The 26,993-nt window shown below is 72.4% G+C and carries 24 protein-coding genes; 6 read left to right on the top strand and 18 right to left on the bottom strand.

Translation table 11 applies throughout. The features are described from left to right. The first annotated feature begins 188 nt into the window (after window positions 1-188). Window positions 189-1,226 (top strand): septation protein SepH, encoded by a 1,038-nt coding sequence (sepH, locus tag JF597_RS11500; protein ID WP_293992637.1) that lies wholly within the window; start codon window positions 189-191, stop codon window positions 1,224-1,226. A 59-nt stretch (window positions 1,227-1,285) separates the two neighbouring features. Here sepH and JF597_RS11495 read toward each other — a convergent pair whose 3' ends face one another. After that, window positions 1,286-2,128, bottom strand: a complete 843-nt coding sequence (locus tag JF597_RS11495) for a sulfurtransferase (protein WP_293992634.1) — start codon at window positions 2,126-2,128, stop codon at window positions 1,286-1,288. 313 nt (window positions 2,129-2,441) lie between these two features. On the opposite strand from JF597_RS11495, the gene JF597_RS11490 reads away from it, so the two are divergent. Then, window positions 2,442-3,245 carry a VOC family protein gene (locus JF597_RS11490; RefSeq protein ID WP_293992632.1) on the top strand — a complete coding sequence of 268 codons (804 nt, stop codon included), beginning with the start codon at window positions 2,442-2,444 and terminating at the stop codon, window positions 3,243-3,245. Between the two features lie 40 nt (window positions 3,246-3,285). Here JF597_RS11490 and JF597_RS11485 read toward each other — a convergent pair whose 3' ends face one another. The 10 genes from JF597_RS11485 to JF597_RS11440 form a co-directional block, all read right to left on the bottom strand. Then, entirely contained in the window at window positions 3,286-4,503 is a 1,218-nt protein-coding gene (locus JF597_RS11485; RefSeq protein WP_293992630.1) for a 3-hydroxybenzoate 6-monooxygenase, read from the bottom strand. A 78-nt stretch (window positions 4,504-4,581) separates the two neighbouring features. Beyond that, window positions 4,582-4,914: a hypothetical protein gene (locus tag JF597_RS11480; RefSeq protein ID WP_293992627.1), complete on the bottom strand. Its 333-nt coding sequence runs from the start codon at window positions 4,912-4,914 to the stop codon at window positions 4,582-4,584. Further along, the gene (locus tag JF597_RS11475) at window positions 4,902-6,785 is read right to left on the bottom strand and encodes an anthranilate synthase family protein (protein ID WP_293992841.1); all 1,884 of its coding nucleotides are present in this window, start codon (window positions 6,783-6,785) and stop codon (window positions 4,902-4,904) included. Before JF597_RS11475 ends, JF597_RS11480 begins: the two co-directional genes overlap by 13 nt. Before the next feature lie 53 nt (window positions 6,786-6,838). After that, the gene (locus tag JF597_RS11470) at window positions 6,839-7,480 is read right to left on the bottom strand and encodes an isochorismatase family protein (RefSeq protein WP_293992624.1); all 642 of its coding nucleotides are present in this window, start codon (window positions 7,478-7,480) and stop codon (window positions 6,839-6,841) included. Window positions 7,481-7,567: 87 nt separating this feature from the next. Further along, entirely contained in the window at window positions 7,568-8,338 is a 771-nt protein-coding gene (locus JF597_RS11465) for a 2,3-dihydro-2,3-dihydroxybenzoate dehydrogenase (protein ID WP_293992622.1), read from the bottom strand. A 17-nt stretch (window positions 8,339-8,355) separates the two neighbouring features. After that, the gene (locus JF597_RS11460; RefSeq protein ID WP_293992619.1) at window positions 8,356-9,522 is read right to left on the bottom strand and encodes a 3-deoxy-7-phosphoheptulonate synthase; all 1,167 of its coding nucleotides are present in this window, start codon (window positions 9,520-9,522) and stop codon (window positions 8,356-8,358) included. A 271-nt stretch (window positions 9,523-9,793) separates the two neighbouring features. After that, window positions 9,794-10,555, bottom strand: coding sequence for a glucose 1-dehydrogenase (locus JF597_RS11455; protein ID WP_293992617.1), 762 nt, complete (start codon window positions 10,553-10,555; stop codon window positions 9,794-9,796). A gap of 109 nt (window positions 10,556-10,664) precedes the next feature. Then, the gene (locus tag JF597_RS11450) at window positions 10,665-12,131 is read right to left on the bottom strand and encodes an MFS transporter (RefSeq protein WP_293992614.1); all 1,467 of its coding nucleotides are present in this window, start codon (window positions 12,129-12,131) and stop codon (window positions 10,665-10,667) included. 8 nt (window positions 12,132-12,139) lie between these two features. After that, the gene (locus JF597_RS11445) at window positions 12,140-13,795 is read right to left on the bottom strand and encodes an FAD-binding oxidoreductase (protein ID WP_293992612.1); all 1,656 of its coding nucleotides are present in this window, start codon (window positions 13,793-13,795) and stop codon (window positions 12,140-12,142) included. Window positions 13,796-13,889: 94 nt separating this feature from the next. After that, entirely contained in the window at window positions 13,890-14,378 is a 489-nt protein-coding gene (locus tag JF597_RS11440) for a cupin domain-containing protein (RefSeq protein WP_293992609.1), read from the bottom strand. Between the two features lie 292 nt (window positions 14,379-14,670). Here JF597_RS11440 and JF597_RS11435 point away from each other — a divergent pair, with 292 nt between their 5' ends. Further along, a complete protein-coding gene (locus JF597_RS11435) occupies window positions 14,671-15,786 on the top strand; it encodes a transaldolase family protein (protein ID WP_293992607.1) in 1,116 nt (371 codons plus the stop codon). Here the strand turns inward: JF597_RS11435 and JF597_RS11430 are convergent. Continuing rightward, window positions 15,774-16,565, bottom strand: a complete 792-nt coding sequence (locus JF597_RS11430; protein ID WP_293992604.1) for a class I SAM-dependent methyltransferase — start codon at window positions 16,563-16,565, stop codon at window positions 15,774-15,776. The two genes, JF597_RS11435 and JF597_RS11430, sit on opposite strands and share 13 nt — an antisense overlap. A 267-nt stretch (window positions 16,566-16,832) precedes the next feature. On the opposite strand from JF597_RS11430, the gene JF597_RS11425 reads away from it, so the two are divergent. After that, the gene (locus JF597_RS11425; RefSeq protein WP_293992601.1) at window positions 16,833-18,818 is read left to right on the top strand and encodes a GAF domain-containing protein; all 1,986 of its coding nucleotides are present in this window, start codon (window positions 16,833-16,835) and stop codon (window positions 18,816-18,818) included. A 33-nt stretch (window positions 18,819-18,851) separates the two neighbouring features. Here the strand turns inward: JF597_RS11425 and JF597_RS11420 are convergent, their stop codons facing one another. The 4 genes from JF597_RS11420 to JF597_RS11405 all read right to left on the bottom strand — a co-directional run bounded on the left by JF597_RS11420 (window position 18,852) and on the right by JF597_RS11405 (window position 22,694). Next, a complete protein-coding gene (locus JF597_RS11420) occupies window positions 18,852-20,045 on the bottom strand; it encodes a transposase (protein ID WP_293992599.1) in 1,194 nt (397 codons plus the stop codon). A 168-nt stretch (window positions 20,046-20,213) separates the two neighbouring features. Further along, window positions 20,214-20,864: a thymidine kinase gene (locus tag JF597_RS11415; protein WP_293992596.1), complete on the bottom strand. Its 651-nt coding sequence runs from the start codon at window positions 20,862-20,864 to the stop codon at window positions 20,214-20,216. Window positions 20,865-20,904: 40 nt separating this feature from the next. Next, on the bottom strand, window positions 20,905-22,098 hold the full coding sequence (locus JF597_RS11410; protein WP_293992594.1) for a nucleotide pyrophosphatase/phosphodiesterase family protein: 1,194 nt from the start codon (window positions 22,096-22,098) through the stop codon (window positions 20,905-20,907). Further along, a complete protein-coding gene (locus tag JF597_RS11405) occupies window positions 22,098-22,694 on the bottom strand; it encodes a DUF5998 family protein (RefSeq protein WP_093498645.1) in 597 nt (198 codons plus the stop codon). The genes JF597_RS11410 and JF597_RS11405 overlap by 1 nt, the downstream gene beginning before the upstream one ends. On the opposite strand from JF597_RS11405, the gene JF597_RS11400 reads away from it, so the two are divergent. After that, on the top strand, window positions 22,684-22,824 hold the full coding sequence (locus JF597_RS11400) for a hypothetical protein (protein ID WP_293992588.1): 141 nt from the start codon (window positions 22,684-22,686) through the stop codon (window positions 22,822-22,824). The two genes, JF597_RS11405 and JF597_RS11400, sit on opposite strands and share 11 nt — an antisense overlap. Here JF597_RS11400 and JF597_RS11395 read toward each other — a convergent pair. Continuing rightward, window positions 22,818-25,739 (bottom strand): bifunctional GNAT family N-acetyltransferase/acetate--CoA ligase family protein, encoded by a 2,922-nt coding sequence (locus JF597_RS11395; protein WP_293992585.1) that lies wholly within the window; start codon window positions 25,737-25,739, stop codon window positions 22,818-22,820. The two genes, JF597_RS11400 and JF597_RS11395, sit on opposite strands and share 7 nt — an antisense overlap. Before the next feature lie 176 nt (window positions 25,740-25,915). On the opposite strand from JF597_RS11395, the gene JF597_RS11390 reads away from it, so the two are divergent. Beyond that, a complete protein-coding gene (locus tag JF597_RS11390; protein WP_007385204.1) occupies window positions 25,916-26,197 on the top strand; it encodes an HPr family phosphocarrier protein in 282 nt (93 codons plus the stop codon). Window positions 26,198-26,548: 351 nt separating this feature from the next. Here the strand turns inward: JF597_RS11390 and JF597_RS11385 are convergent. Further along, on the bottom strand, window positions 26,549-26,993 hold a 445-nt coding region (locus tag JF597_RS11385), incomplete at its 5' end, for an FCD domain-containing protein (RefSeq protein WP_293992572.1).

Genomic DNA, 26,993 nt, shown 5'->3' with positions numbered 1-26,993 from the left:
ACAGGGTGACGGAGTTGGTCACTTAGCGTTGCGAATAGGTAACCGTGCCATAACGGCGGTGCAGGGCCCGCGCCCGACACGCCGGGCAACTCGGCAAGGTTGTGGCAGGCTGCACCCGGGCAGGCCACACTCGACTAGCGGAAGCAGCGACGCACGTGACGTCGGCAGGCACCACCCGGGAGGTCCCCATGCCCGAACTGCGTGTCGTGGCCGTCTCCAATGACGGCACACGGCTGGTGCTCAAGGCTGCCGACTCAACGGAGTACACCCTTCCGATCGACGAACGGCTCCGTGCCGCCGTACGCGGCGACCGGCCCCGGCTCGGCCAGATCGAGATCGAGGTCGAGAGCCATCTCCGGCCCCGAGACATCCAGGCGCGGATACGAGCGGGCGCGACGGCCGAAGAGGTCGCGCAGCTCGCCGGGATCCCCGTCGACCGGGTGCGGCGCTTCGAGGGTCCGGTACTGGCCGAGCGCGCCTTCATGGCCGAGCGGGCCCGCAAGACGCCGGTCCGCAGGCCCGGCGAGAACTCCGGGCCACTGCTCGGCGAGGCCGTGCAGGAGCGGCTGGTACTGCGCGGCGCCGAGAAGGACACCGTGCAGTGGGACTCCTGGCGCCGCGACGACGGCACCTGGGAGGTCCTGCTCGTCTACCGGGTCGCGGGCGAACCGCACTCGGCGAGCTGGACCTACGACCCGCCGCGGCGGCTCGTCCAGGCGGTCGACGACGAGGCGCGCTCGCTGATCGGCGAGTCCGACGACCTCGCCGTACCGGAGCCCAGCTTTCCGTTCGTGCCGCGCATCGCGCGGCTGCCGCGCGACCGTCCGCTGGACCGTTCCGGGGACCGCGACCGCGAGCGGCCGAGCCTGCCCGCGCAGTCGTCCGAACCGGTTGAGGAGACGACCGGCGAACGCGACTCGCTGACCAGCCTGCTGGAGGCGGTGCCGAGCTTCCGGGGTGACATGGTGGTCCCGGAGCGCCCGGTGGAGGTCACGGAGGAGCCCGTCGCGGAACCGGTCACGGAAGAGCCCCCGGCACCGGCGGCCTCGGCCGGCTCCGCCTACGCGGACGTCCTCATGCCCCGCTCCGTCGGCAGCCATCGCGACCGGCTGATCGGTGCCACCGACCGCCAGGCCGAGGCCGACGGCGTCCGGCCCGGCCGCCGGGCCGCGGTGCCGAGCTGGGACGAGATCGTCTTCGGGACGCGGCGCAAGAAGCAGGAGTAGGAGCAGGAGACCGAGGCAGGCGGAGGGGGCACGCGTGCGTGCCCCCTCCTTCCGCTGGGCTACTGCGGGTCGGGACCGACCGCCACCGGGCGGGACGGGTCGGCGGACCACTCCGACCACGAACCCACGTACAGCGCCGCCGGAATGCCCGCGACGGCCAGCGCCAGCACCTCGTGGGCACCGGAGACGCCCGAGCCGCAGTACACGCCCACCTCGGTCCCCTCCGAGGCGCCCAGGCCCTTGAAGCGGTCACGGAGTTCGGCCGCGGGCCGGAACCGGCCGTCCGGGCCGACGTTCTCGGTGGTCGGCGCCGACACGGCGCCCGGGATGTGGCCGCCGACCCGGTCGATCGGCTCCACGTCGCCCCGGTACCGCTCCCCCGCACGGGCGTCGAACAGCACACCCGAGCGAGCCAGCGCCGCCGCCCCGTCCGCGTCGAGCAACTCCCCCGCACCCGGGACCGGTTCGAAGTCACCCTCGGCCGGCTCGGTGACGTCGGTCGACAGAGGGCCGGTCCAGGACGGCAACCCGCCGTCGAGGACCCGCACGTCCGGGTGACCCGTCCAGCGCAGCAGCCACCAGGCGCGCGCCGCCGCCCAGCCCTGTCCGCCGTCGTACACCACGACCGGGCGGCCCGCCGACACCCCGGCGCGGCGCATCGCCGCTGCGAAGACCGCCAGGTCGGGCAGCGGATGCCGGCCGTTCGCGCCGGGCGGCGAGGCGAGTTCGCCGTCCAGGTGCACGTAGACGGCGCCCGGCAGATGCCCGGCCGCATAGGCCGCCCGGCCGTCGAAGGGCGGGGTGCCGGGCGGGGTCAGCTGCCAGCGGACGTCCAGCAGAACGGGCGGGGTCGGCCCGGTCAGGGCGTCGGCGAGTCCGGTTGCGGTGATGATGGCTTCCATGGCCCCATCCTTACGCCAGGGGTGGCCGCATCGTCCAGGTACGACTACTCTGCTCGGCCGGACAGGCTCGATCACCGGGCGTACGGGATGGGGCACATGCTGTACAGCTGATGGACACCCGCCGGCAGTCGACCGGAAACGGGCGAGAAACGGCAGACCAGGCATCCTCGCGGCGGAGCCGGCCCACAGCCGTGGACGCGCAGCGCCACGGAGGGTGCGGGCATCGGCACGGGGCGTGCCCGCGGCTGCCGCACAGCCGGTCCGGAGAGCGGAAGCGACATGGCCACCGCGAGGGGCCGAGGAGAGAGTGACGATGACCGAGGTACGGGGATCGGCCGGCCCGAACGGCGGTACACACGCTCGGCGCGCGCCCGGCACCCCCTGCTGGGTGAGTCTGATGGTGCACGGCTTGACCGCGACCGAGGAGTTCTACGGAACCCTGTTCGGCTGGGAGTTCGAGCCCGGCCCCCAGCAGCTCGGGCCGTATGTCCGGGCGCTGCTCGACGGGCAGGAGGTCGCGGGGATCGGGCAGCTGTCGCCGGACCTGCATCTGCCGATCGCGTGGACGCCGTACTTCGCCTCGGACGACGTGGACCTGACGGCCGAGACGGCCCGGCTGTGCGGCGGCACGGTGGGCGTCGGCCCGCTGGACGCGGCCGAGGCCGGGCGGCTGGCGATCGCCTCCGACCCCTCGGGCGCGGTGTTCGGCATCTGGCAGGGATCGGCCCATCCGGGCACGTCCCTGACCGGCGTCCCGGGGACACCGGTCTGGGACGAGCTGCTCACCTTCGAGACGTCGAACGTCGCCAAGTTCTACGGGACGGTGTTCGGTTACGAGGAGGAGCCGGTGGTCTCCGCCGACTTCGACTACGTGACCCTGCACGTCGGGGGCCGCCCGGTGGCCGGCATCCACGGCGTCGGCCTCTCGGTGTCCCGGGACCGCGGGCCGCACTGGCTGACGTACTTCGAGGTGGCCGACGCGGACGCGACCCTGCGGGAGGCCGCCGAGCTGGGCGGGCAGGTGCTGAAGCCGGCCCGGGACAGCGCACACGGGCGGGTCGCGACGGTGGCCGATCCGGAGGGCGCGGTCTTCTCGGTGGTCGAGAGCCCGCGCTGAGCCGCCGCCGGCTGCCCCAGACGCGCCGCGCCCGCCACGCTCACGGCAGTCGGCACACCGGCGGCGCGGCGCATGCGGGTTCGCCGATGCGCGCCCCGTGCAACCACTCGACCTTGTCGTACAGTTCGTCGACCGTGAGGGTGGACAGCATGGTGTTGCGGGCGGCAGCGGCGTCTCCGGCCGGGTGGTAGAGCTGTTCGCCGATGGCCCGGGACACCAACTGGGCCCTGGCGGCACGGTCGTACCGCTCGGCGTTGTACTTCTCCAGGCGTTGCGGGACGTCCCCGTCCCCGTCCCCGTCCGCGTCCGCGAGGAGCCGGCCGATGAGGACGGCGTCCTCGAGGGCCATGCAGGCGCCCTGGGCCGCGTACTGGAGCATGGGGTGCGCGGCGTCGCCGAGGAGGGTGACGCGGCCGTCCGTCCAGCGTGCGACCGGGTCGCGGTCGCACAGGACCCACTCCTTCCAGTCGGCCCCCAGTTCCAGCAGCTGCCGGGCGGTGTCGCTCAGCTCGGGGAACTCCGACAGGACGTGCGTCCGTTCCGCGGGCCTGCCGACCACGACGTCCCGGGCGCCGTCGTCGCGGGTGACCGCCAGGTTGAGGAACTTCCCGCTGCCGATGGGGTAGTGGACGAAGTGCCACTTGGGGCCCGCCCACACGGTGACGGTGTTCCAGCGCAGTTCCCGCGGGACCCGCTCCATGGGGATGACGGACCGGTAGATCGTGTGGCCGGACACGCGTGGCGCACCGTCTCCGACGAGTTGGCCGCGCACGGCGGAGCGGATGCCGTCGGCGCCGACGAGCGCGGAGCCGGTGAAACGCAGGCCGGTGTCGGTGATCGCCGTGACGCTGTCCGGGTCCTGTTCGTACCGGGTCACGGAGCAGTTGGTGTGGAGCGTGATGTTCCGCTCGGCTGCGCAGCCGTCCAGGAGCGTCTGGTAGAGGTCGCCGCGGTGCACGACGGCGTAGGGGTTGCCGAAGCGGGTGCGGTACGCGCTGGTGAGCGGCATGCTCGCGACCCGCTGTCCGGTGGTGCCGTCCATGAACCGCAACTCGTCGGTGTACACCGCCTGTCGACGGGCCGCTGCGCCGACGCCGAGACTGTCCAGGGCGTGGAAGGCGTTCGGGCCCAGCTGGATGCCCGCGCCCAGTTCGCCGAAGGTGTCCCTTCGTTCCAGTACGACGACCCGGTGGTGGCGCGCGATGCTCAGCGCCGCCGCGAGGCCGCCGATACCGCCCCCGGCAATGAGTACCTTCATCGTCATCCTTGTCGTTGTGGGGAAGCTGGTCGAAAGACCGGGGGAAGGATCCGTCGCGGTCGCGACGGCAGCGTGGGCTCAGCCGGCGAAGGCGAGGCCCAGGCGGGCCAGTCGGACGGTGTCGTAGGCGCCCTCCGTCGTGGCCTCGACGTCGAAGGCGTGCCGTTCGGTGGGCGGGTATCCGATGAGTTCGGCGGCCCGGGCCGGCAGGGGCGCGGCCGCGGCCCGCGCCGATTCCCACAGGAGGACGGCGCCCCACCGGTTGGTGCGCTCGTCAGAGATCCACACCTTCAGGCGCAGCCCCGGTACCCGGGAGAAACGGTCCACCGCCTCGTCGCGCAGGAAGTCGCGGAGCGAGGCGATGGTCTGCGCGGACCGGTCGAGGTCCCACCAGGCGATCACCACGTGCACGTGCGCAGCACCCCCTCGAGCGCGTCCCCGACGATGCGTACGCCGTCCTGGGTGAGCACGGACTCGGCGTGGAACTGCATGGAGGCGAAACCCGGCCCGCGCAGCGCGTGGATCTCCTCGGTGGCGCCGTCCCGGCTCGCCTCGACGATCCCGGTGCCGGGAACCTCGAACTCGTCCTGTGTGCCGCGGGCGGCGAACGTGTTGTAGAAGCCGACCCGTTCCCGGGCCCCGAACAGGTCGATCTCCCGCTGGACCCCCTGGTTGGGCACCGGCCGGCGCACCAGTTCCAGGCCGAGCAGGGTGCTGAGCACCTGATGGCTCAGGCAGACGGCGAGGAAGGGCCGGCGCTGGTCCAGCAGCGTGCGGATCGCGGACCGCAGGTGTGCGATCTTGGGGTGCCGGGTGTCGCGCGGATCACCGGGGCCCGGGCCCATGACGACGAGTTCGTGGCCGTCGAAGGAGTACGGCTCGTCGAAGCGGCGCACGGTCGGCTTCAGCCCCATGGCCCGCAGCTGATGGCCGATCATGGAGGTGAAGGCGTCCTCCGCGTCCACCACGAGGACCCGGCGGCCGGCCAGTTCGGGCCTGGGGCCGGCCCGGTGGGCGCGCTCGCCGATCCAGAACCCGGCGATCGAGTCGTTGCGCCGGCCGAGGGCCTGGCGTACCCGCGGGTGGTCGGCGAGGCGCGTGGGGTCCTCGGCGCCCAGGGCGGCGAGGAGGCCGGCCGCCTTGGCCCGGGTCTCGTCGACCTCCGAGCCGGGGTCGGAGTGCCGTACCAGGGTGGCACCGACGCCGATGCTCAGCCGGCCCGTGTCGTCGATGTCGGCGGTGCGGATGAGGATCGCGGAGTCGAGCGTGCGCCGTCCCTGCTCGTCCTGCCCGATCAGGGCGGCCACGCCGCTGTAGTAGCCGCGCCCGCGGGGCTCGTACCGGTTGATCACCCGGCAGGCGCTCTCCAGCGGGCTGCCCGTCACCGTCGGGGCGAACAGGGTCTCCCGCAGGATGGTGCGGGGATCGTGGTCGCTCGCGCCCTCGATGAAGTACTCGGTGTGGGCGAGCCGCGCCATCTCCTTCAGATACGGCCCCACGACCCGCGGAGCGGGGTCGCAGACGCGGGCCATCATCTTGAGCTCCTCGTCGACGACCATGTACAGCTCGTCGGTCTCCTTGCGGTCGGCGAGGAAGTCCATCACCCCCGCCAGGGTGGGCCCGGAGGGCGGGTAGCGGTAGGTGCCGCTGATCGGGTTCATCACGGCGCGGCCGGCCCGCAGGCTCACGTGCCGCTCGGGGGAGGCGCCGACGAAGGTGCGGTCGCCGGTGTGCACGACGAACGTCCAGTACGCGCCCTGCTCCCGCTCCAGCAGCCGCCGGAAGAACGCCAGGGCGCTGTGCACGGTGTAGCCGGTGATGTCGGCGACGAACGACCGCTTGATGACGAAGTTCGCCCCCTCGCCCGTGCCGATCTCGTCCGTGATCACCTTGCGGACGATGCCGGCGTATTCGTCGTCGTCCAGGTCGAAGGCGCCGCCGCTGAGCACCACCGGCCCGTCCGGCAGCCGCCGCAGGGCGTCGCCCAGCGGGACGGAGGTCTGCTCCGCGACGGTGATCGCGATGAGCGGTTCGCCGTCGTCGGCGCAGGCGTAGCCGCGCTCGGCGACCTGGCGGTAGGGGATCAGCGTCAGGACCTCGTGGCGGGCCCCGGCGTCCGGATCGGGTGCCTCGCCGAGGGGTATCCGGGCCACGGTGTCCACCGTCGACGCGGTGCCCGACAGGACCTCCAGGGTGTCCGCGCCGCCGGCTTCGGGACGGTGCAGCAGCGCGAAGGCGGGCGGCCGCGGCCCGAGGATCCGGTCGAGCGGGTCGGGTGCCATACGGGGGGTCTCCTCGTCGGTCGGCTCGTTCACCGACGCGCGGGACGGCTCGTTCATCGGCCGAGCTCCTCGATCACCCGCGTCGTCGTGGTGACGAGGGCACAGCGCTCGGCGGCGTAGTCGAGGGCCAGCCGGTGGTACGCCTCGTCGAAGTCGGCAACGGCGTCGGCCACCAGGAACGTCTCGATGTCGTTGGTGAAGGCCTCCACCGCGGTGGACAGGACGCCGATGTGCGCGTACACGCCGCAGAGGACGAGCTGGTCGCGTCCGTGGGCGCGCATCCGGTCCAGCAGGTCGGACCGGAAGAACGCGCTGTAGCGCCACTTGGTGAGCACCCAGTCCTCCGGTCCCGGGGCGAGGGGCGCCACGATCTCCCGGTCGGCGGGGGCGACGCGCATGCCCGGTCCCCAGAAGTCCTTGAGCAGCCCGCGCTGTTCGTCGGTCATGCCACCGGGCTGCGCGGTGTACGCGACGGGCATGCCGGAGGCGACCGCCTGTTCGCGGAGCCGGGTCGCGTTCCGCACGAGGCCGGCGCCCGGAGCCCGGTCCTCGGGGAACTGCCGGAGGAAGTACCGCTGCATGTCGTGGACGAGCAGGACCGCGCGGTCCGGATCGGCCTTCCATGCCGCCGTGTTGGCGGGCAGGTCGTCGGCCCGGGGCAGCGGATAGGGCTGGATGGGGGGTATGCCTGGCATGGCCTTCCTCGTATCGATGTGCCGATGTGCCGATATGCCGATGAGTCGATGGGGCGGCGGGCGATGAGCCGATGAGCCGATGGGCGGTCAGACGCCGAGACTCGCGCCGCCGTCGACGGTGAGGTCGTGCATCGTGATGTGCGCGGCCTGGTCCGAGAGGAGGAACGCCACCGCCTCGGCCACGTCCGAGGGACGGGCCAGCTTGCCGAGCGGGATGCCGACCCGGTAGGCGTCGGGCGATCCGTCGAGGGTCGCGGTGCGCCCGTGGTCGTCCTTCCACATGGAGGTGAGCATCGGCGTCTCGGTGGAGCCGGGCGCGACCACGTTGCACCGGATGCCGTACCGGGCGACCTCCAGGCCGAGGCACTTGGTGAACATGGTCGCGGCAGCCTTGGAGGCCGCGTACGCGGCCATGTCCACGCGGGCCGTGCCGGCCGCGTTGGAGGCGATGGTGACGACGGCACCGGAGCGTCGCGGGACCATGCGGCCGACCACCGCGCGCGACATGTTGAACACTCCGGTGGTGTTGACGGCGAAGGTCGCCGCCCAGTCCTCGTCGGTGAGGTCCCGGGCCTTGCCCAGGCGCAGTACGCCCGCTCCGTTGACCAGGTGGTCGAGCGGTCCGAGGGCGTCCTCGACGTCCGCGACCAGCCGCTCGGCCGCCGCGCTCGTGGTGACGTCGGCGGGGAACGCCCGTACCCGGAGCCCGGCCGCGGCCAGTTTCCCGGTCACCTCGCTCAGCCGGGCGGCGTCCTTGTCCACGGCGGCCACCGAGGCCCCGCGTTCGCCCAGGGTGCGGACGACGGCCTCGCCTATTCCGCCCGCGGCTCCCGTGACCAGCGCGATCTTTTCCTGCATGGTGAACAGGTCTCCTTTCAGCGACGCCATGCCGAGGCGACTTCCACGGCCTGCCTGGGATTGAGCCGCGGGTCGCAGAAGCTGGTGTACTTGTCTCCGACGGAATCCAGGTGCGTGACGTCGGCCACGCATTCCGTGACCTGGTCCGGAGTGGTTTCCAGGTGCAGGCCGCCGGGAATTCCTCCGGCGGACGCCACGGATTCCTGGAATTCCTCGACCTCGCGTACGAGGGTCTTCACGAAACGCGTCTTCAGGCCGTCGGGGCCGCACTCGGTGTTGCCGTGCATCGGGTCGGAGAGCCAGATCACCGGGTGACCGGCGGCGCGGACGGCGGCGACCAGGGCGGGGAGCGTGTGGGGTGCCGTGCCGGCGCCCATCCGGGCGATGAGCGTCAGCCGCCCGGGGACCCGGCCGGGGTCCAGCCGCTCGCACAGGCGCAGCAGTTCCTCCGGGGTCATGGTCGGCCCCACCTTGCAGGCCACCGGGTTGCGCACGGCCGCCAGGAGCGCCACGTGGGCGCCGTCCACCTGCCGGGTGCGTTCGCCGATCCACGGCCAGTGCGTCGAGGTGAGCAGGAGGCCGCCGTCGTCCTGCCGGCGCAGCATGGGCAGTTCGTAGTCGAGGAGGAGGGCCTCGTGGCTGGTCCACACGGGGGCCTGGGCGCGTCCGGCGCTGCCGGCCCAGCCCAGGTGTGCCATGACCTCGCGCGCGGCCCGGTGGCCGGTCAGCAGGCGCCGGGGGTCGGGCCGGCGCAGTACCGGGTCGGGGTTCGGATCGTTGACCATGTGCCCGCGGTAGACGGGCAGTTCGACACCCCGGACGGTTTCGGTGGGCTTGGAGCGCGGCTTGGCGTACTGACCGGCGAGCCGGCCCACGCGGACCACGGGGCGGCCCGTGCTGACGCGCATGACACCCGCCAGGAGGTCGAGCACCGCGGCCTTGCGGGCGACGTCCACGCGGCCGTTCTCCGTCCAGTCCTCGGCGCAGTCTCCGGCCTGGATGACCTGGGCGTTCCCCTCGGCGACCGTCGCGAGGTGGTCGTGCAGCAGGGTCACGTCCGCGGCCTCGACGAGCGGCGGCAGCGCGTTCAGTTCCCGCCTCGCCCGCTCCGTTTCGGGACGGCCTCGCCAGTCGGGCTGCTGGAGAGCGGGGAGCGATTCGATGTAAGCGAGCTCGCTGTCCAACTCGGTTCCTCTCATGGGATGCAGAAGGATTTATTCGGCTGAACTCGTGAGTTGCTTTCACCGATTCTGCGGAACCGTGGAAACTCCGTAAAGCAGCGAACCGTTACTTCGTCATGTTCCGGCGGGCCGGCACGAATTAACCCACGGGTCGGAGCGAATTCACGTGGCCGGGCTCGGGAATTCCTGGAATGCACGGCGTCCCGGTTTCGGGACCCTGTGGATCACGAAACCGGGACGCCGCGAATCGGGTGAGGGGACCCGGGGGGCGGGATCAGGTGGTGACGCCGCCGTCGACGACGAGGTCGTGGCCGACGACGAAGCTCGCCTCGTCGGACGCCAGCCACAGCACGGCGTTGACGATCTCGTCGGTCGCCGCGACGCGGGCGATCGGAACCGTCGTGGCCAGCCGGGCCGCGCGATCGGCGTCGGTCTCCCCGGGGCGCAGCGACATGCTGGTGTCCGTGGCGCCGGGGCTCACCGCGTTGATGCGCACGTTGTCCTTGATGTGGTCCAGGGCGGCGACGCGGGTGAGGGTGCTCACGGCGGCCTTGGACGCGGCGTAGGCGGCCATGCCGGGGCGGCGCCCGTGGTACCCGATGTTGGACGCGGTGTTGACGATGACGCCGCCGCCGTGCGCCCGCATGTGCCTGATCTCCTGCTGCATGCTGAGCAGGACGCCGTTCAGGTTGACGTCCAGCACGGTCTGCCACGCCGCCAGGTCCAGGTCGCCGACCGGGGTGGGCTTGCCGAAGACCCCGGCGTTGTTGTGCGCGACGTGCAGGCCGCCGTGGCGCTCCACCGTGGTGCGCACCAGGCGTTCCATGTCCTCGGGCCGGGTGACGTCGGCGACCACGGCGTCGGCCGTGCCGCCGTCCTCCTCGACGAGGCGCACGGTCTCCTCGATGGATTCCGGCCGGGCTCCGGCGGCGACCAAGGTGGCGCCTTCGCGGGCGAAGGCCCTGGCGCTGGCCCGGCCGATGCCGGCTCCGGCCCCGGTGACGATGACGACCTTGTCCTTGAAACGGGCGGTCATGGGGGGTGCTCCTCGGTACATGTCGTGACGGATGGGAAATCAGGGTGCCCGGGAAGGACGACCGGCGGAGCGGGGCCCTTCCGTCCGGCGGGCGGAGGGAGCGGGGCCTTCAGCCGTTGTCCCGGGGCGGGCGGGGGCGCAGCAGGACGAGCACGCAGACCGCGGCGGCGCCGAAGGCCACGGCCGCGACGCTGAAGGCGAAGCCGTAGCCGGAGGTCAGGGCGGACGCCGCGCTCGCCCCGGTGTGCACCAGATCCGTGGTGCGTCCGGTGGCCAGGGTCACCAGGACGGCGAGCCCGATGGCCGGTCCGGCCTCCAGCGCGGTGTTGACCACGGCGCCTGCGAGACCGGCCTGGTCCTGCGGGACGTCGGTGGTCGCGGTGACGGTGGATCCGGCGAACACCAGCGCCACCCCGGCGGGAAAGAGCACCAGCCCGGCCAGTACCGCGCCCACGTACGGCGTGTCCGTGCCGATCCGGCCCAGCGCCGCCAGCCCCAGTCCGGCGAGCACCAGTCCCGTGACCAGCACCGCGCGCGCCCCGAAGCGGTGCACCAGCCTGCCCACGCTCAGTCCGCCGGCGACCAGGGTCAGGCCGAAGGGCAGGAACGCCGCCGACGTCTCCAGCGCCGAATAGCCCCTGACCTCCTGGAAGTACAGCGCGAGCATGAAGAAGATCGTGGTGATCCCGGCGGCGCCCAGGAACACCGCCAGCAGCGCCATGGCCCTGCGGGGGGAGGCGGGGAACGACAGCGGCAGGAGCGGCTGGGGCACCCGCGCCTCGGTGATGACGAACGCCAGCAGCAGCGCACCGCCCCCGATCAGGGTGGAGAGCGCCAGCGGGGAGGTCCAGCCGCGCTCCGGTGCCTCCACCAGGCCGTAGCTGAGCAGCGCGATCCCCGTAGTGACCAGGACGGCTCCGAGGACGTCCAGCCGGCCGCCGCGCGGGGCCGCGCCCTCGGGGACCAGCCGGGGGGCGGCGGCGAGGGTCACCGCCGCCACCGCGACGGGCACGACGAACGCCCAGCGCCAGGAGTCCGAAGAGGCCACCACCCCGGACAGCAGCATGCCGGCGGTCCCGCCGGAGGCCGCGAGCCCGCCCCAGACCGCCATGGCACGTGCGTGCCGCGCGGGTTCGGGGTGTACGACGCTGACCAGCGCCATCGCGGCCGGTACGGCGAGTGCGGCACCGGCGCCCTGGGCGAAGCGGGCCACCAGCAGGGTCCACAGGCCCGGGGACACCGCCGCCAGTACCGAACTCGCCCCGAAGATCCCGGTGCCGAGGAGGAACATCCGCCGGTTCCCGTACAGGTCGGACAGCCGGCCGCCCAGGAGCAGCAGTCCGCTGAACGACATGCCGTAGGAGGCCGAGAGCAGGGCGAGTTCCGCTCGGTCGAGCCCGAACTCGTGCTGGATGTCGGGGAGTACGACGTTGAGGACGCTCATGGCGAGGATGAGCACGAACTGGACCGAGGCCAGCAGCGCGAAGGCCGCGCCCCTCCTCCTGCCGGGTACCTCTTCGGCGGCCGTCCGGGGCGGTTGCGTCCGCTCGGCCGCGGCGACGTCATGCTGCTGCACAGCTCGCCTCACGTGTGGTCGGGAAGGGTGATGGACTGCGAGTGCCGGAAGGTGTTCCTGGGGTCGTACGCGGCCTTGATCTGCTGCAGCCGCGGGTAGTTGCCCTTGTAGTAGAGCGTGTACCACGGCACCCCGGTGGTGTTGACCTTGGTGTCGGTGATGTCGGCGTCCGGGTAGTTGATGTAACAGCCGTCCGTGGCCGCACCCGGCACGGGATAGCCCCCGGTGGCGGAGAAGACCTCGCCGTACACGTCGCGCACCCAGCCGACGTTGGCGGCGTCGTCGTCGGCGTTCGACCAGAAGCTCTGGAACAGCCCCTTGAAGATCGAGTCCCGCTGCGCCGACACGGTGTCCCCGGAACCCACGGTGTTGATCTTCCCGCCGTAGGAGAGGAGGACGACCATGGAGGAGGGGTTCTCCTGGTCGGTGCGCGTCAGGTGCCGGTACATCGCCGTGGCCTGCGCCGTGGTGACGTTCTTGCGCAGGTAGGCGGACTTGTGATGGCCGCGCAGCGTCGGGTTGGTCAGGGTCGGGTTGCTGGTGCCCAGCAGCTTGACGGAGTGCAGCCACGGGAGCCGCTGCGGCGTGAACAGGTCGGGCAGCGCCCCCAGTTCGCCGACCGGCTCGGACATCGGGCGCACGGCCGTGTCGGACAGCGAGGAGGTGACCTCGGTGAGGAAGTCGTCGAGCACCTTCTCGGCGTCGGGGACGGTGGCGTCGATCTGGGTGAGCAGGCCGATGCTGCCGTTCGCCTGGTGGTTCATCATCAGGAAGCTGCACAGCGAGGCCGCGGCGGAGTCGGCGGAGCCGTTCTTCTCGTGCCAGGCGCCGAACTTCTGCACGAGCGACGTGAAGGCGTCCTTGTCCAGCTCGCTCCAGGGCAGGGCGAGCGCGCTGACGAGGACCTCCTTCGGAGGCTTGGGCAGGAGCGCGGCGGGGTCGGTGCCGGTGGCACCGGGGCTGCGGAACCAGTACCGGGTGATGACGCCGAAGTTGCCGCCGCCACCACCGGTGTGCGCCCACCACAGGTCGCGGTTGGGGTCGGCGGCCTCGCGCGTGGCCACCACGCTGCGGGCCTTGCCGTTCGCGTCCACGACGACGACCTCGACCGCGTAGAGGTGGTCGACGGTCAGGCCGTGGCGGCGGGACAGCATTCCGTAGCCGCCGCCGCTGATGTGCCCGCCCGCGCCCACGGAGTAGCACATGCCACCCGGGATGGTGACGCCCCAGCCCTTGAAGAGGGAGTCGTAGACATGGAGCAGCGTGGCTCCCGCGCCCACTTCGAAGGCGTTGAGCTTCGCGTCGTAGGCGACGGTGTCGAGCAGGGAGGTGTCGATGACCACCCGGACCTCGGGGTTGAAGACGAAGTCCGCGTAGCAGTGGCCGCCGCTGCGCACGGAGATCCGCTTGTTGCCGTCCACGGCCTCCTGAACGGCGCGCACCACCTGTGCGGTGGTGCGCACCAGCCGGACGGAGTCGGGCCGGGCGACCCAGCGGGAGTTGTTGCCGACGACGAGGTCGGCGTAGCGGGGGTCGCCCGGAAGGACGGTGACGGCGTCGGGAGCGGCCGAGGGGGCGGTGGCGGCCGTCGCCGCCGGGGCGGTCTCCAGGGTCGTGGCGGCTATCGCGGCGGCCGTGCCGGCCAGGACACTTCGTCTCTTCATGGAACCCGCGTTCTCTTTCTGTGTCGGTGCAAGCTTTTGGACAGCCGTACAGGAACCGGTGAACGGCCCTACAGGTCAGGAAATCGCCGACCGGTCAGTCGCCCCAGATCAGGCCGAGCCCGAGACGCTCCGAGAATTCCGCGGTGCGGTCGGCCGACCACGCGTCGCCTACCGGTGCCGAACCTCGCAGCCGAACCGGATAGCCGGCCTCCGAGAAGAACCTCTCGAATCCACCGGGCGTGGTGATGACATAGAAACGGGCGGTCTCGCTCTCCACCAGGTAGGAATGCGGCACACCACGCGGAAGAAACAGCACGCCTGCGCCGTTGACGATTTCGGTGCGTTCTCCGACGGTGAGGACGACTTCCCCTCCCTCGACGATGAAGATCTCGTCCTCCAGCGTGTGGGTGTGGCGCGGTGCGCGCTCCCCCATCACCGCGCTGAAGTGCGTGATCCCCAGCGCGCCGCCGGTCTCCTCGGCGGAGAGTTTCGTGGTGACCACCGACCCCTTTCCCCAGAGCCGGGAAATCCCCTCACCGTCGCGGCGAATCACCGGCGACCGTCCGTCGAGCTCTGCGGTCAAGGCCCCTCCAGAGAACACTGCGATTACTCGCTCACCAGTCCTCCGGGAGCCTCACACGCCGCCCGCACGGCCTGCAACGCGCACGGACTTAGTTTGTCAGGTGTCACCCCACGACCCGGCGAAGCACATGACGAGCCGTCACGCAAACCGTGCCGCATACTTCGTCAGGTCGCCGCGACGTGATCACGCAGTAACTCGGCCGTTATCGCCGCATGCACCAAAGAGAAATGCCAGGGCCTAGAATCGCGGCTGCCCTTTGCATCCTGTTCGGCTGCTGGAACGGAGGCAGTCATTGACCACGTGTCCGCGCTCGCAACGCAGTGGCGTCCCGGACCAGCTCTCGGCGGAGGGGGTCACTCTCTGGCTGGACGACTACCACCGCGGCCGGCTGGCCGACGGCAGCCTGGCGCGACTGGTGGCCGACGGACTGGTCGGCGGGGTCATCTCCCGGCCCGCGGCGGTCGCCCGCGCCGTCTCGGACACCACCGCCTACCGGGACCAGCTGACGGGGCTACTGGACGCCGCCGCCCCGGCCGAGGACCGTGTCTACGCGCTCATCGCCGAGGACGCCCGTGCGGCCTGCACGGCGCTGGAACCGGTGTTCCGGGCGACCAAGGGCATGCACGGCTGGGTCTCCCTGGGCATCTCACCCCGGCTGGCCGGCAACGCCCAGGCCATGGCCGACCACTCCAGGCGGCTCGCGGAGATGGTCGACCGCCCCAACCTCCTGATCCGGATTCCGGTCGCCGGCAGGGGACTTGCGGCCGCCGGTGACGTGCTCGCGCACGGGGTCGGCGTGCACCTCAGCTCCGTGTACTCCGTGCAGCGGTACGCCGAGGCGGTGGACGTCTACTTCCGCGGCCTGGAACGCGCCACGGCCGACGGCCACCCCGCGTCCGCCCTCGCCTCGCTCGTCTCCCTGGACGTCGGCCATCTGAACGCCCGCGTCGACGCTCTGCTGGACGGTTCGGCGGACCCCCGCGCCGCCGCCCTGCGCGGACAGGCCGGGGTGGCCGTCGCCCGGCTCGTCTACCGCCGGTACGAGGAGAGCCTCGGCGGCCCGCACTGGCGCTCCCTGGTCGCCGGCGGCGCCCGCCCCCAACGCCTGCTCTGGACCTCCGAGAACGCGCCGGAGTCCCCTCGGGCCGCGGTGCACCGCGTCGAACGGCTCATCGCCTGGATGACCTCGCACGCCCTGCCCCGGCAGGGGCTCGAAGCGCTGGAACGCCACGAGGGGTTCCACGGCGACACCCTGTCGGGTGAACACTGCGCGGCCTGCCGGGTGCTGGACGCGTACGGACGGGCCGGCATCGCCTTCGACTCGCTCGCGCACGAACTGGAGACCGCCGCGATCGAGAGCGAACGGGCCGCGTGGGAGCTGCTCCTGACGGTTACTCAGACGGGCTGAGCCGTCCGGGCGGGCGGGCCGGCCACGAACCCGGCCCGGTGCACGGCGCTGCCGTACCCCTCCGAAGGGGACTCGCCGGAACGGATCTCCACCAGGAAGTGCTCGACCGTGTCCCCCCGGTCGACGACGACGTGCCCGGCGAGCACCCTCAGCTGCCGTCCCGCCTCCTCGGCGATCCGGTGCAGTCCGTCCGCGTCCCCGCGGCTGCTGAAGTGCAGCAGGGCCCGGCCGCCGGCCGTCAGCCGGCTCGGCGCCTCGTCCACATACCTGCGGTGCGCCTCGTATCCGGGGTCCACGTAGGCGCGTTCCAGGGGAGTGACGAACCGGTAGTCCTCCGGTGCGCGGACGTACGGCGAGCTCCAGACGATGGTGTCGAAGCGCTGCCCGGCGGGGAGTGCTTCGAAGAGGTCGCTGTGCACGGCCAGGACCCGGTCGGCGACGCCGTGCCGCCGCGCGTTGAGCGCGGTGTTGGTCACCGCCTCGGCGTTGATGTCGCAGCCGACGACCCGCTCGCAGCCGGCGAGCGCGGCGGTCACGGCGACGACTCCGGTGCCGCAGCCGACCTCCAGGAACGAGCCGCGACAGGGGTGGTGGCCGGAATCGGAGAGGCCGAGCAGGTCCAGGACGATCTCGGTGGTGCCCGCGTGCAGGGGGGCGAAGACCGTGCCGAGCAGGTCCCACTCCCTGCCGCGCAACGAGAACTCCCCACGCCGGTGCTCCGCTCGCATGGAGTCACGGCTGCGTTCGAGCGAACGTAGATAACTCTTGATCTCGGACATGCGTCCCCCGACGTTCCCCTCTGTGTGCCGGGCGCCGCCTTCGGCGTTCCCCGTCACCGTTCGTGTCCCCGTGGTCACGGGTCCCCGTCCGATCCTTCCGTGCCGTCCCCGACGGGCGACAGGTGATCAGACCACACATCCGGCCGGGGAGAGAGGTGGCTGGGCCACCACCCGTGCCCCCACCTGGGCGCGCGCGGGCGGCGGTTGCCGCCACAGGTCCCCAAGCTTAGGCTCTCTAAGGAGCTACTTGCTTGATCACGGGGGAAGATGATGAAGGGACTGGTGCCGGCCACGTCGCCCGATGCGATGTCCGTGCTGGAACTGCTCGCCGAAGGTGCGCCGGCGGCTCGGTTCGAGGAACTGCTGCGCACCGCCCGGCACGAGGAGGTGTCCGACGACACCCTCGCCGAGCTCGACCAGGCCGTCCGTCTGGCCGCGTCCGTCCAGTCCCGGATCAGCCACGCACAGCAGCGGGAGGCCGGGCTCGCCGCGCTCGTGGACACCGCCCACGACCTCACCCTGGTGCACGGCATGGACGCGCTGCTGCACGAGATCGCACGCCGGGCACGCCGGCTGCTGAACTTCGACATGGCCTACATCGGGCTGCGCGACGCGGACGGCGAGGGGCCGGCCTCCTCCATCCGTGCGGCGGAGGGTGAGACCACCTCGCGCAGCGTGGGCCTGGAGACCTCCGACGACTCCGGCCTCGGCGGCCTCGTCCAGCGGAGCGGGGCGCCCGCCTGGAGCCCCGACTACCTGACCGACAGGGACATTCCACACTCCCCGGACATCGACGCCGTCGTCCGGGCCGAGGGGCTGCACGCCATCCTGGCGGTGCCGCTCGGCTACGGCACCAAGGTCTTCGGCACCCTCTACGGTGCCGACCGGAAGGTGCGGTACTTCACGCCGGACGAGATCAGTCTGCTGCGGTCGCTCGGCAAGCTCGCGGGCGTCGCCATCGAACGCGCGCGGCTGCTGGAGGAGACCCGTGCCGAGGTGACCGAGCTGGAACTGGACACCTCGCGCGCGAGGAGCAGTCTCGACGTGCAGCGCCGCGTCGAGGCCGCCTACATCCGGCTGATCGACCTGGTGCTCAGCGGCTGCGACCCGCAGACCCTCGCCGAGGCGGCGGTCAGGGAGCTGTCGGGGGCGATGGTCGTCAGGGACTGCCTTGGACGCAAGGTCGTCGTGACCGGCACACCGCCCGAACTCGCCGAGGCCGACGTGCTCAGGTGGACCTACGACGCCCACGCGGCCGGCTGCCCGGTGCCGATGACCGGGGGCGGCTGGGTCGCACCGGTCACGGCCGGCGGCGAGAACCTCGGCGCCGTTCTTCTGGTCCCCGACGAACCGCTCACGGACGGCTTCGGAGTGCGGTTGCTCCAGCTCACCGCGCGGGCGGTCGCCCTCATCCTGCTGCTGCAGCGCACCTCGACGGTGGCGCACGACCAGATCCGTGACGAGCTGCTGGAGGAGCTGCTCGGCGACGTCGGGCCGCAGCCGCACCGTCTGGTCACGCAGGCCCGCCGGCTGGGCATCTCCATCGAGGAACCGCATGTGATGGTGGTGGCCCGGCCCGAGGGGGGTCCGGGCGGCCGGGCCGCCGCGTGGGCGTCGTCGTACGCCCATCGCATGTCCGGGCTCACGAAGTTCCGGGACGGCTGCGTGACGCTGCTGGTGCCCGGCGCGGACCCGCTCGCCGCGGCCACCGCCGTCTCCGCGGAGCTCGCGCCGGTCGTCGGACATCCCGTCACGGTCGGGGCGGCCGGGCCGGTGTCGGGCCCGGGCCATGTGGCGCAGGCCCACCGCGAGGCCCTCAGCTGCCTGGAGGCGCTCACCGAACTGGGCAACCTCGGTGGTGTCGCCACTCCGCAGCAGATGGGCTTCCTCGGCGTGCTGCTCTCCGAGACCCACGGCATCGGCGACTACATCGAGGGCGTGATCGGTCCCGTACTGGACTACGACACCCAGCGCTTCACCGAGCTGACCCGGACCCTCGACGCCTATTTCGCCTCCTCCGCCAGCCCGACGCGCGCGGCGGCGAGCCTGCACGTCCATCCCAACACGGTGTCCAGGCGGCTGGAGCGCATCGCCGAACTCCTCGGAGCCGACTGGCTGGAACCCGAGCGGGCTCTGGAGATCCAGCTGGCCCTGCGGCTGCACCGCACCCGGCACACCCTGCAGCACCGGCAGGCGAACTCCGGGGCGGCGGGGAGCGCCGGCGGCCAGGCCCCTCAAGGGGCGGCGGAATAGGAGCCGGTGGCGAAGGGGGCAGGCCGTGGACCGTCAGGCCGAGGGCCGCAGCTCGCACAGACGCGACCGGCCCGGTTCGTCCGCCCCGGCCTCCAGCACCGACACGGCGTGCGCGACGGAGGCCAGGGTCATGTGGCGGTGCCAGCCCCTGAACGTGCGCCCCTCGAAGTCGCGGACGCCCACCCGCTCGCCGGTCTGCTTCTCGTCCTGGGCGACCCGACGGGCAAGCCAGGTCAACCGCACCAGATCACCGACCGGTGCCGTCGCCGGGGCCGCGAGCCACAGGGACGTCGGCGCCTTTCCCCGTTCGTGCCACTCGCCGATCAGCGACAGCTCGGGCCCGGTGTCCGGCCGAGGCAGCCGGACCCGGACCGCCGCCGCGAGCATGGTGCCCCGCACCGGCCCCGGGGCGGTAGCCAGCGGACGGCGCAGGCCCCGCGCGGACTCCATGATGCGGCCGGCCGGGAGCGCTCCCGCGCGGTACCCGGGCATGGCGCGGTCCGCCACGGTCAGCCGGGTACTCGGCGTCACCCGGATGAGCAGGGGGATCCGCGCGTCGGCGAAGGGCCGGACCACGCCGCCGAGACCCGTCACGTGGGCGTCCAGCACGACGGGACGTCTCGGCACACCCCACCGGTTCAGCAGGGTCAGCGCCGTGGCCGTCGCGCACTCGTCCGGTGTCTCCGCCTCGGCGCTGTCGGGAATCTCCGCCCTGCGACGCATGCTCGCGTTGCCGAGCCAGGACTCGGGAAGGTGCAGTCGCCACTGGAGGGGGACGCTGGTCCCCTCGGTCGCGGCCCAGGCCCCGAAGGCCAGCTGGCCGTTGAGCACCTGCCCGTGCTCCGGGGCGAACTGCCGCTCCACCCCGACCGAGTGCCCGCCCGCCTTCGCGATGAACAGCGGCCGTACGACCCAGGCGCGGGGCGCCAGCACCCGCGTGACATGGCCGGCGAGGGCTTCGCGGATGGGCGACCAGTCCCAGGTGGAACTGCTGATGAAGTGGTGCAGGCTCTGCTCGGCCGCGGCCCCGCCGACGAGTGTGGCGATGTTCCGGATCGACTTGCGTCCCTCCGCCGCCAGCAGCCCGCTCAAGTAGTGCCGCGCCTTCAGCCGCTGGTCACTGCGGCGCAGCGACGCGAAGAGCGCCGCGCTGAGCTCGTCACCCGGATCGATGGTGTCCCGCGCGTTCGACCGTATTCGGTGACCGGCGACAATCTGTGCGTTCACGTTTCCCCCGTCCGCCAACTCCGTGGCTGTGCCACAAGACTGGCCGCCCACGCCCGGCGACGGGAGGTAGACCGGGCACACACCTGCGAGCGTCGACGGTTGCCCGGCCACACCCCGGAGGCCGGCCGGACCCCCTCGGCGGGAGGCGCGTCGGAGGCAGGCCGGAGATCAGTCGGAGGTCACCGGCAGAACGTCCGGCGAGAGGGCGCCGGCATGGGCGGAAGCGCTTGTCACACGGCGGCGGTGGTGGCGCCGGCACAACACCTCGTAGCCGACCTCCGCCGCGGGGCTGCTCACGTCACCGACGACGACCTGCTCGCCCTCCACCACCATCTCGCCGCCCACCGTACGGGCGTTGTGCGTGGCACGCGCCCCGCACCAGCACATCGCCTCCACCTGGAGCGTCTCCAGGCGGTCCGCCAGCTCGATCAGCCGCCGTGATCCGGGGAAGAGCTTGGTGCGGAAGTCGGTGGTGATACCGAAGGAGAAGACGTCCAGCCCCAGGTCGTCCACGACCCGCGCCAGCTGGTCGATCTGCTCGGGCTCCAGGAACTGCGCCTCGTCCACGATCAGGTAGTCGACCCTGCCGCCCTGCGACACCAGGTCGACGACGTGGGCGTACAGATCCATGCCGGGCACCGCCTCGACCGCGTCGGTCACCAGTCCGAGCCGCGAGGAGAGCTTCCCCTCCCCCGCCCGGTCGTCGCGGGTGAAGATCAGTCCCTGCAGCCCCCTGGCCGACCGGTTGTGCGCGATCTGCAGTGCCAGCGTCGACTTCCCGCAGTCCATCGTTCCGGAGAAGAACACCAGCTCGGGCATGAGAAGTTGAGCACCTTTCGGCGAATCGGGGGGCAGGGTCTCAGGAGCGTACTTCGAGCAGCGGCACGAGCTGCTCGGCGGGGGTCATCGAACCGTGGTTGCCGGCCATCGCCGACTCCTTGGGCTCCCGCTCGGAGGCGATGATCAGGACGTCGTCGTGCGCGGCCGCGACCACGTCGCCGATCCGGTCGTACACCCGCTCCTCGAACCGGTCCGCCGGGCCGAACCAGCCGGCCGCGATCGCCTCGTCCCGCGAGGCCACCCAGAACTGCTCGCCGAGCACCTCGCGCCAGCAGGCCAGGACGTCGTTCGCGGCGCCGGGCACCGCGTAGACGTGCCGGGCCCGGCCCTCGCCGCCGAGCAGGGCGACGCCCGCCTTCAGCTCCCAGTCCTCGTCGAAGTCGATGCGGTGCTGTTCGTCGAAGGGGATGTCGACCATGCCGTGGTCGGCGGTGACGTACAGCGCGCTGCGCGCCGGGAGCTGCTCGGCGAGCCGCTGCACGAGCCGGTCGACGTGCATGAGCTGGCCGCGCCAGGTGTCGGAGTCCACGCCGTAGCGGTGCCCGGCGCCGTCCAGTTCGGCGTAGTACGTGTAGACCAGGGCACGGTCGGCGGCGGCGAGCTGCTCCGCCGCGAGGTCCATCCGCTCCTCGCCGGTCAGCCGCCCGTGAAACGTTCCGCCGCTCAGCGCGACCTTCGTGAGCGGGGTGTGCTCGAAGTGCGGGGAGGAGACCTGGGCCGCGTGCACACCGGCGTCCTGGGCGAGCTGGAAGACGGTGGGGTACGGCTGCCAGGCGGCCGGATCCGTCCAGGGCTGCCAGCGCAGCTGGTTCATCAGCTCCCGGGTCTGCGGGTTGCGGACCGTGTAGCCGGGCAGGCCGTGCGCGCCCGGGGGCAGGCCGGTGCCGACGGAGGCGAGGGAGGTCGCGGTGGTCGCCGGGTAGCCGGCGGTCAGGGGCCGTCCTGTGCCGCCGCGCGAGCTGCCGAGCAGCGAGGTGAGGAAGGGTGCCTCGTCCGGGTGGGCCTTGATCTGCTCCCATCCCAGACCGTCGATCAGGAAGACACAGTTGCGGTCGGCGGGCGTCAGCTCCGTGATCGACGCGGTCATTCCGGGTACGGCCATGCCCGCGGCCAGAGTGGGCAGCAGGTCGGCGAGGGAACCGCTGCCGTACTCGGGCAGCGGCGCGGAGCCGAGGGCGAGGGGTTCCGGATGGTCCCAGGCGGCGTACGCCATCAGCGGGTGACGTCCGCGGTCGCCTCGGAGATGGCCTGCGCGAAGGCGAGCGCCTGGCGCACAGTCTCCGGGCCGTCCCCGGCCTCGCTGACCCGCAGGCTGAGGTCGTCCGCCGTGGAGTTGCCGGTGTAGCCGTGGTCGGCCTCGCAGTTGGGGTCGCCGCAGGCGGCGGGCTCGAGGTCGATGCGGGATACGGCGCCCCAGCCGATGGTCAGCACGATCTCCCGGGGCAGGGTGCCCGGCGTGTACTGCTCCGGGTTGGCCACGACCCGGCTCACCACGACCGACGAGATCCGGCCGAGCTTGACCGACTCGGTCGAGGTGGTCGCGTACGGCGTAGGGGAGGTGCTGTCGGCGGCCTGCTCGTCGGTGTGGCTGACGATGAAGCGGTTGCCGGTGAGGACGAGGACGGTCACGTGCCGCCGCACCTCGTTCTGGTCGAACGTCGTCTCCTGGTGGACCAGGTACGACCGGATCGGCTCGCCGCCGATGGCGGCCTCCACCGCCTCGGCCACGAGGGCCGGGTAGTAGCCGCTGCGCTCGATCGCGACACGCAGCCCCTGGGTCGTCGTACTGGTCTTGGCCATGGCGTCCATCCTAATCCGTGGGCAGGGGGACCCGGGCCAGTCGTGCGAGGCCGCGTACGGCGCCGTCGGGGTCGCCCGCGGCCGCTTCGAACGCCGCCGCGCGGTGCGGGCGTTCGACGTCTTCGGTGGCGGTCAGTAGGCGGGCAGGGTGCGGGGGCCCAGATCGTCGCGGGCCGGAGGCGGTGCGAGGCGCACGGTGGCCCCGAGGACGCTCACGCCCTGCCGGGCGACCACGACCGGTTCCAGGGTGACCGCGACGACCTCGGGGTGGTCGTCGACCAGCCGGGAGACCCTGAGCAGCAGCTCCTCCAGGGCGGGCGTGTCGACGGGGGCCGAGCCGCGCCAGCCGAACAGCAGGGGCGCGGTCCGGATCGAACGCACCAGTGAGGTGGCGTCCCGGTCGGTGACCGGAACCAGCCGGTGCGCCATGTCCCCGAGCAGTTGCGAGGCGGCCCCGGCGAGGCCGAAGGACACCACGGCTCCGGCGGCCGGGTCGATCACGGCGCGTACGACGGTGTCGACACCCCGGGGCGCCATCCGCTGCACCACCGGCCGCAGCTCCTCGGGCGGCCCGAACAGCTCGCTCAACTCGTCGTACGCCCGGCGCAGTTGCTCTTCGTCCGCCAGGTCGAGGCGGACGCCGCCCAGGTCGGCGCGGTGCCGCAGGTGGGGGGCGGTGGCCTTGAGGGCGACGGGATAGCCGAGGGCGCGGGCGGCGTCGGCGGCGGCACCGGGGGTGGGGGCGGGCAGTGCGCGGTGCACGTCGATGCCGTACCTGCCGAGGAGCCGGCAGGTCTCCTCGGCGCCGATGGTGAGCCCCTCGTCGCGCTCGAGCAGCGCGCCGATCAGCTCGGCGGCGCCCCTCTCGTCGATGTCGTCGTACTCGGGCACCTTCCCGGGGTCGGCGGCCTCGCGCTGCCACTGCGCGTACTTCACGGCTTCGGCAAGCGCCCGGACGGCCCGCTCGGCGGCGGGGTAGGCGGGGATGAGACGGGAGCAGGGGCGGGAGGCCTGCGGGGCGGGGGGCTTCGCCTGTACCGCCACCGGGGTGGGCAGTCGTACTGATCCCGCGGTGGGCAGTCGTTCCGCGGCGCGATGGGGGTCCCCCCGGTCGAGCGAAGCCGGGAGTGGGGGAAGGTGGGCACCGCCACCGGTGCCGGGTGCCGTCGCGGCAGCCGAAGGTGCGGTACGGCCCGCAGCCGAAAGCGCCTCCGCCAGCCCCCCGAGCTCGACGTGCACCACAAGCACCGGCTTCCCCGGAACCTCTTCGGCGGCAGACCGCAGCGCCTCCGCCAGCTCCGCGTCCCCCACCGCCCCCTCCCCGATCGTCGGGATCGCCGTGACGACCACCGCGTCGCACGAGTCGTCGGCCAGCGCCTGCGACAGCGCCCGGTGGAAGTCCGCGGCACCCGCCCGTGTCGTCAGGTCCAGCGGCCTGGCCGGCCGCAGCCCCTCCGCCAGGCACCGGTCGTACGTCAGCAGCCCGAGCGACTCCGAGTTGCCGAGGATCGCCACCCGCGGCCCCGCCGGCAGCGGCTGCCGCGCGAGCAGCAGCCCCGCGTCGACCAGCTCGGTGATCGTGTCGACCCGGATCACCCCGGCCTGCCTGAGCAGCGCGGACACCGTGGCGTGCGGCAGCCGCGTCGCCTGTACCGCGTGGCCCGGCGGCGCCTGCCCCGCGCCCTGCACCACGACCAGCGGCTTCGCCGCCCCCGTCCGCCGGGCGAGGCGGGTGAACTTGCGCGGGTTGCCGATGGACTCCAGGTACATGAGGACGACGTCCGTCTCGGGGTCGTCGTACCAGTACTGGAGGACGTCGTTGCCGGACACGTCCGCGCGGTTGCCGGAGGAGACGAAGGTGGAGACGCCCGTGGTGCCGGTGACGCCGCCGCCGCGCCGGTGCAGCCGGGAGAGCAGGGCGATGCCGATGGCGCCGGACTGGGCGAAAAGACCGATGCGGCCGGGGCGGGGCATCTCCGGTGCGAGGGAGGCGTTCAGCCGGACGCCGTCCGCGGTGTTGATGATCCCGAAGGCGTTGGGGCCGATGATGCGCATGCCGTACGTGCGGGCCTGCCGGACGAGCGCTCGCTGGCGCTCCCTGCCGTCGGGACCGCTCTCCGCGTACCCGGCGGCGAGGACGACGAGACCCTGGACGCCGTGCTCGCCGCACTCGGTGACGACCGCGGGGACGTGCTCGGCCGGTACGGCGACCACCGCGAGGTCGACGGGCCCGTCGACGTCCCGCACGGAGCGGTGCGCGGGCACCCCGTCGACCTCCTTGAGGTCGTCCGGGAAGGCCTGGTTCACGGCGTGCAGACGGCCGGTGAAGCCGGCGTCCCTCAGGTTCCCGAGGACGCTGCGGCCGACCCCGCCGGGCGCGCGGCCGACGCCGATCACGGCCACGGACCCCGGTGCCAGCAGGCGCCGTACCGAACGGGCCTCGGCCCGCTGCTCGCGGGCGCGCTGCACGGCGAGGGAGCGGTCCGTGGGCTCCAGGTCGAACTCCAGCCGGACCACGCCGTCCTCGAAGCTGCGCTTCTGGGTGTAGCCCGCGTCCATGAACACCTTGATCATCTTGGTGTTGGCGGGCAGCACCTCGGCGGCGAAGCGGCGGATCCCGCGCTCGCGCGCGACGGCCGCGATGTGCTCGAGGAGGGCGGAGGCCACACCCCGCCCCTGGTGGGCGTCCTGGACGAGGAAGGCGACCTCGGCCTCGTCGGCGGGCGCGGAGGCGGGCGTCCCGTCGGCGCCAATGCGGTCATAGCGTACGGTTGCGATGAACTCGCCGCCGATGGTGGCCGCGAGCCCCACCCTGTCCACAAAGTCGTGGTGCGTGAAGCGGTGGACGTCCTTGGCGGAGAGCCTGGGGTAGGGCGCGAAGAAGCGGTAGTACTTCGACTCGTCCGACACCTGCTCGTAGAAGCTGACCAGGCGCTCGGCGTCATCGACGGTGATGGGCCGGATGCGCGCGGTACCCCCGTCGCGCAGCACCACGTCAGCCTCCCAGTGGGACGGGTACTCGTGCCGGTCCTGCGGGTCCGCCGGGGTCTGCATGGGCCCCAGAGTACGGCTCGCGTCCGGCAACGGCGCGAGGCAGTCTGTGGAGGACGGACGACGGACCGAGGCCGCGGTCCGGCGACACACCCGGAGGGGTTCACGTCCCCTCCGGGCATGCTTCACGATATGGGAAACTGGTCTAGACAACCCTGAACACCGAAGGGCAGCATCACATGGCTGAGCGCCGCGTCAACGTCGGCTGGGCCGAGGGCCTCCACGCCCGCCCCGCTTCCATCTTCGTCCGGGCCGCCACGGCCGCAGGTATCCCGGTGACGATCGCCAAGGCCGACGGCAACCCCGTCAACGCGGCCTCCATGCTGGCTGTCCTGGGGCTGGGCGCCCAGGGCGGCGAGGAGATCGTCCTCGCCTCCGACGCCGAGGGCGCCGACGCCGCCCTCGACCGCCTGGCCAAGCTGGTCGCCGAGGGCCTCGAGGAACTCCCCGAGACCGTCTGAGCAACCCGCGCCCGCACGTCCGGGGCCGCACCGACTCCCATGGGGTCGGCGCGGCCCCGCCGTTTCCCCGCCCGCCCCGCGCCGGGCCGTCCGGCAGGTGCCGCGATTCCGTGAGGACCGCACACGACCGCACGCCGGGCCGCGCACGACTTCACTGCGGGCCGCGCACGACTTCACGGCGGGCCGGACATGACTTTACGACCGCCGCGCCCCGGAGTTTGCGAAGGCTCCGGCGTCCGCATTTACCGCGGGCACACGCAAGGAGCGCGACCGTGAATTCCCGGCGCGCGTGAATTCGGGCAGCGAAACCACGCCCCGCCGAATAACATCTCTTTGTATACGGCGCGCGTGTTAATGCCGCAGGCCCGACATGTTTACGGGGTGTTGCGAAGTCCTCACACCGTTCGCCCGTTCGGTGGCGCCGGGAAAGCGCAGCCGGTGGGAGACCGTGGAGCGCTCGGTGTGCAGGGCCGTGATCGCCCGGGCGCGGTCGCCGTCGCCGCGCGCCACCGCGTCCACGATGGCACCGTGCTCCGTCCAGGACTCCACGGGGTTGGCGGGCGTCTCCACGGTGTACATCCAGGAGATCTTGTGGCGCAGCTGGGTGAGCGTCGAAGTCAGGGCGTGACTCCCGGAGGCCTGGGCGAGGGTCTCGTGGAACCAGCCGCCCAGGGAGCGCAGGTCCTCGCTGCTGCCCCGCCTGGCCCGCTCCTGCCCCAGCCTGACCAGCCCGCGCAGCACCTTGAGGTGGGCCTCGGTGCGGCGCTGGGCGGCCCGGGAGGCGCCGAGCGGCTCC

The sequence above is a fragment of the Streptomyces sp. genome (assembly GCF_019510245.1).
GTDB lineage: Bacteria > Actinomycetota > Actinomycetes > Streptomycetales > Streptomycetaceae > Streptomyces.
The sequence above is the reverse complement of the archived record's forward strand: the minus strand, read 5'-3'. Positions and strand labels throughout refer to the sequence as shown.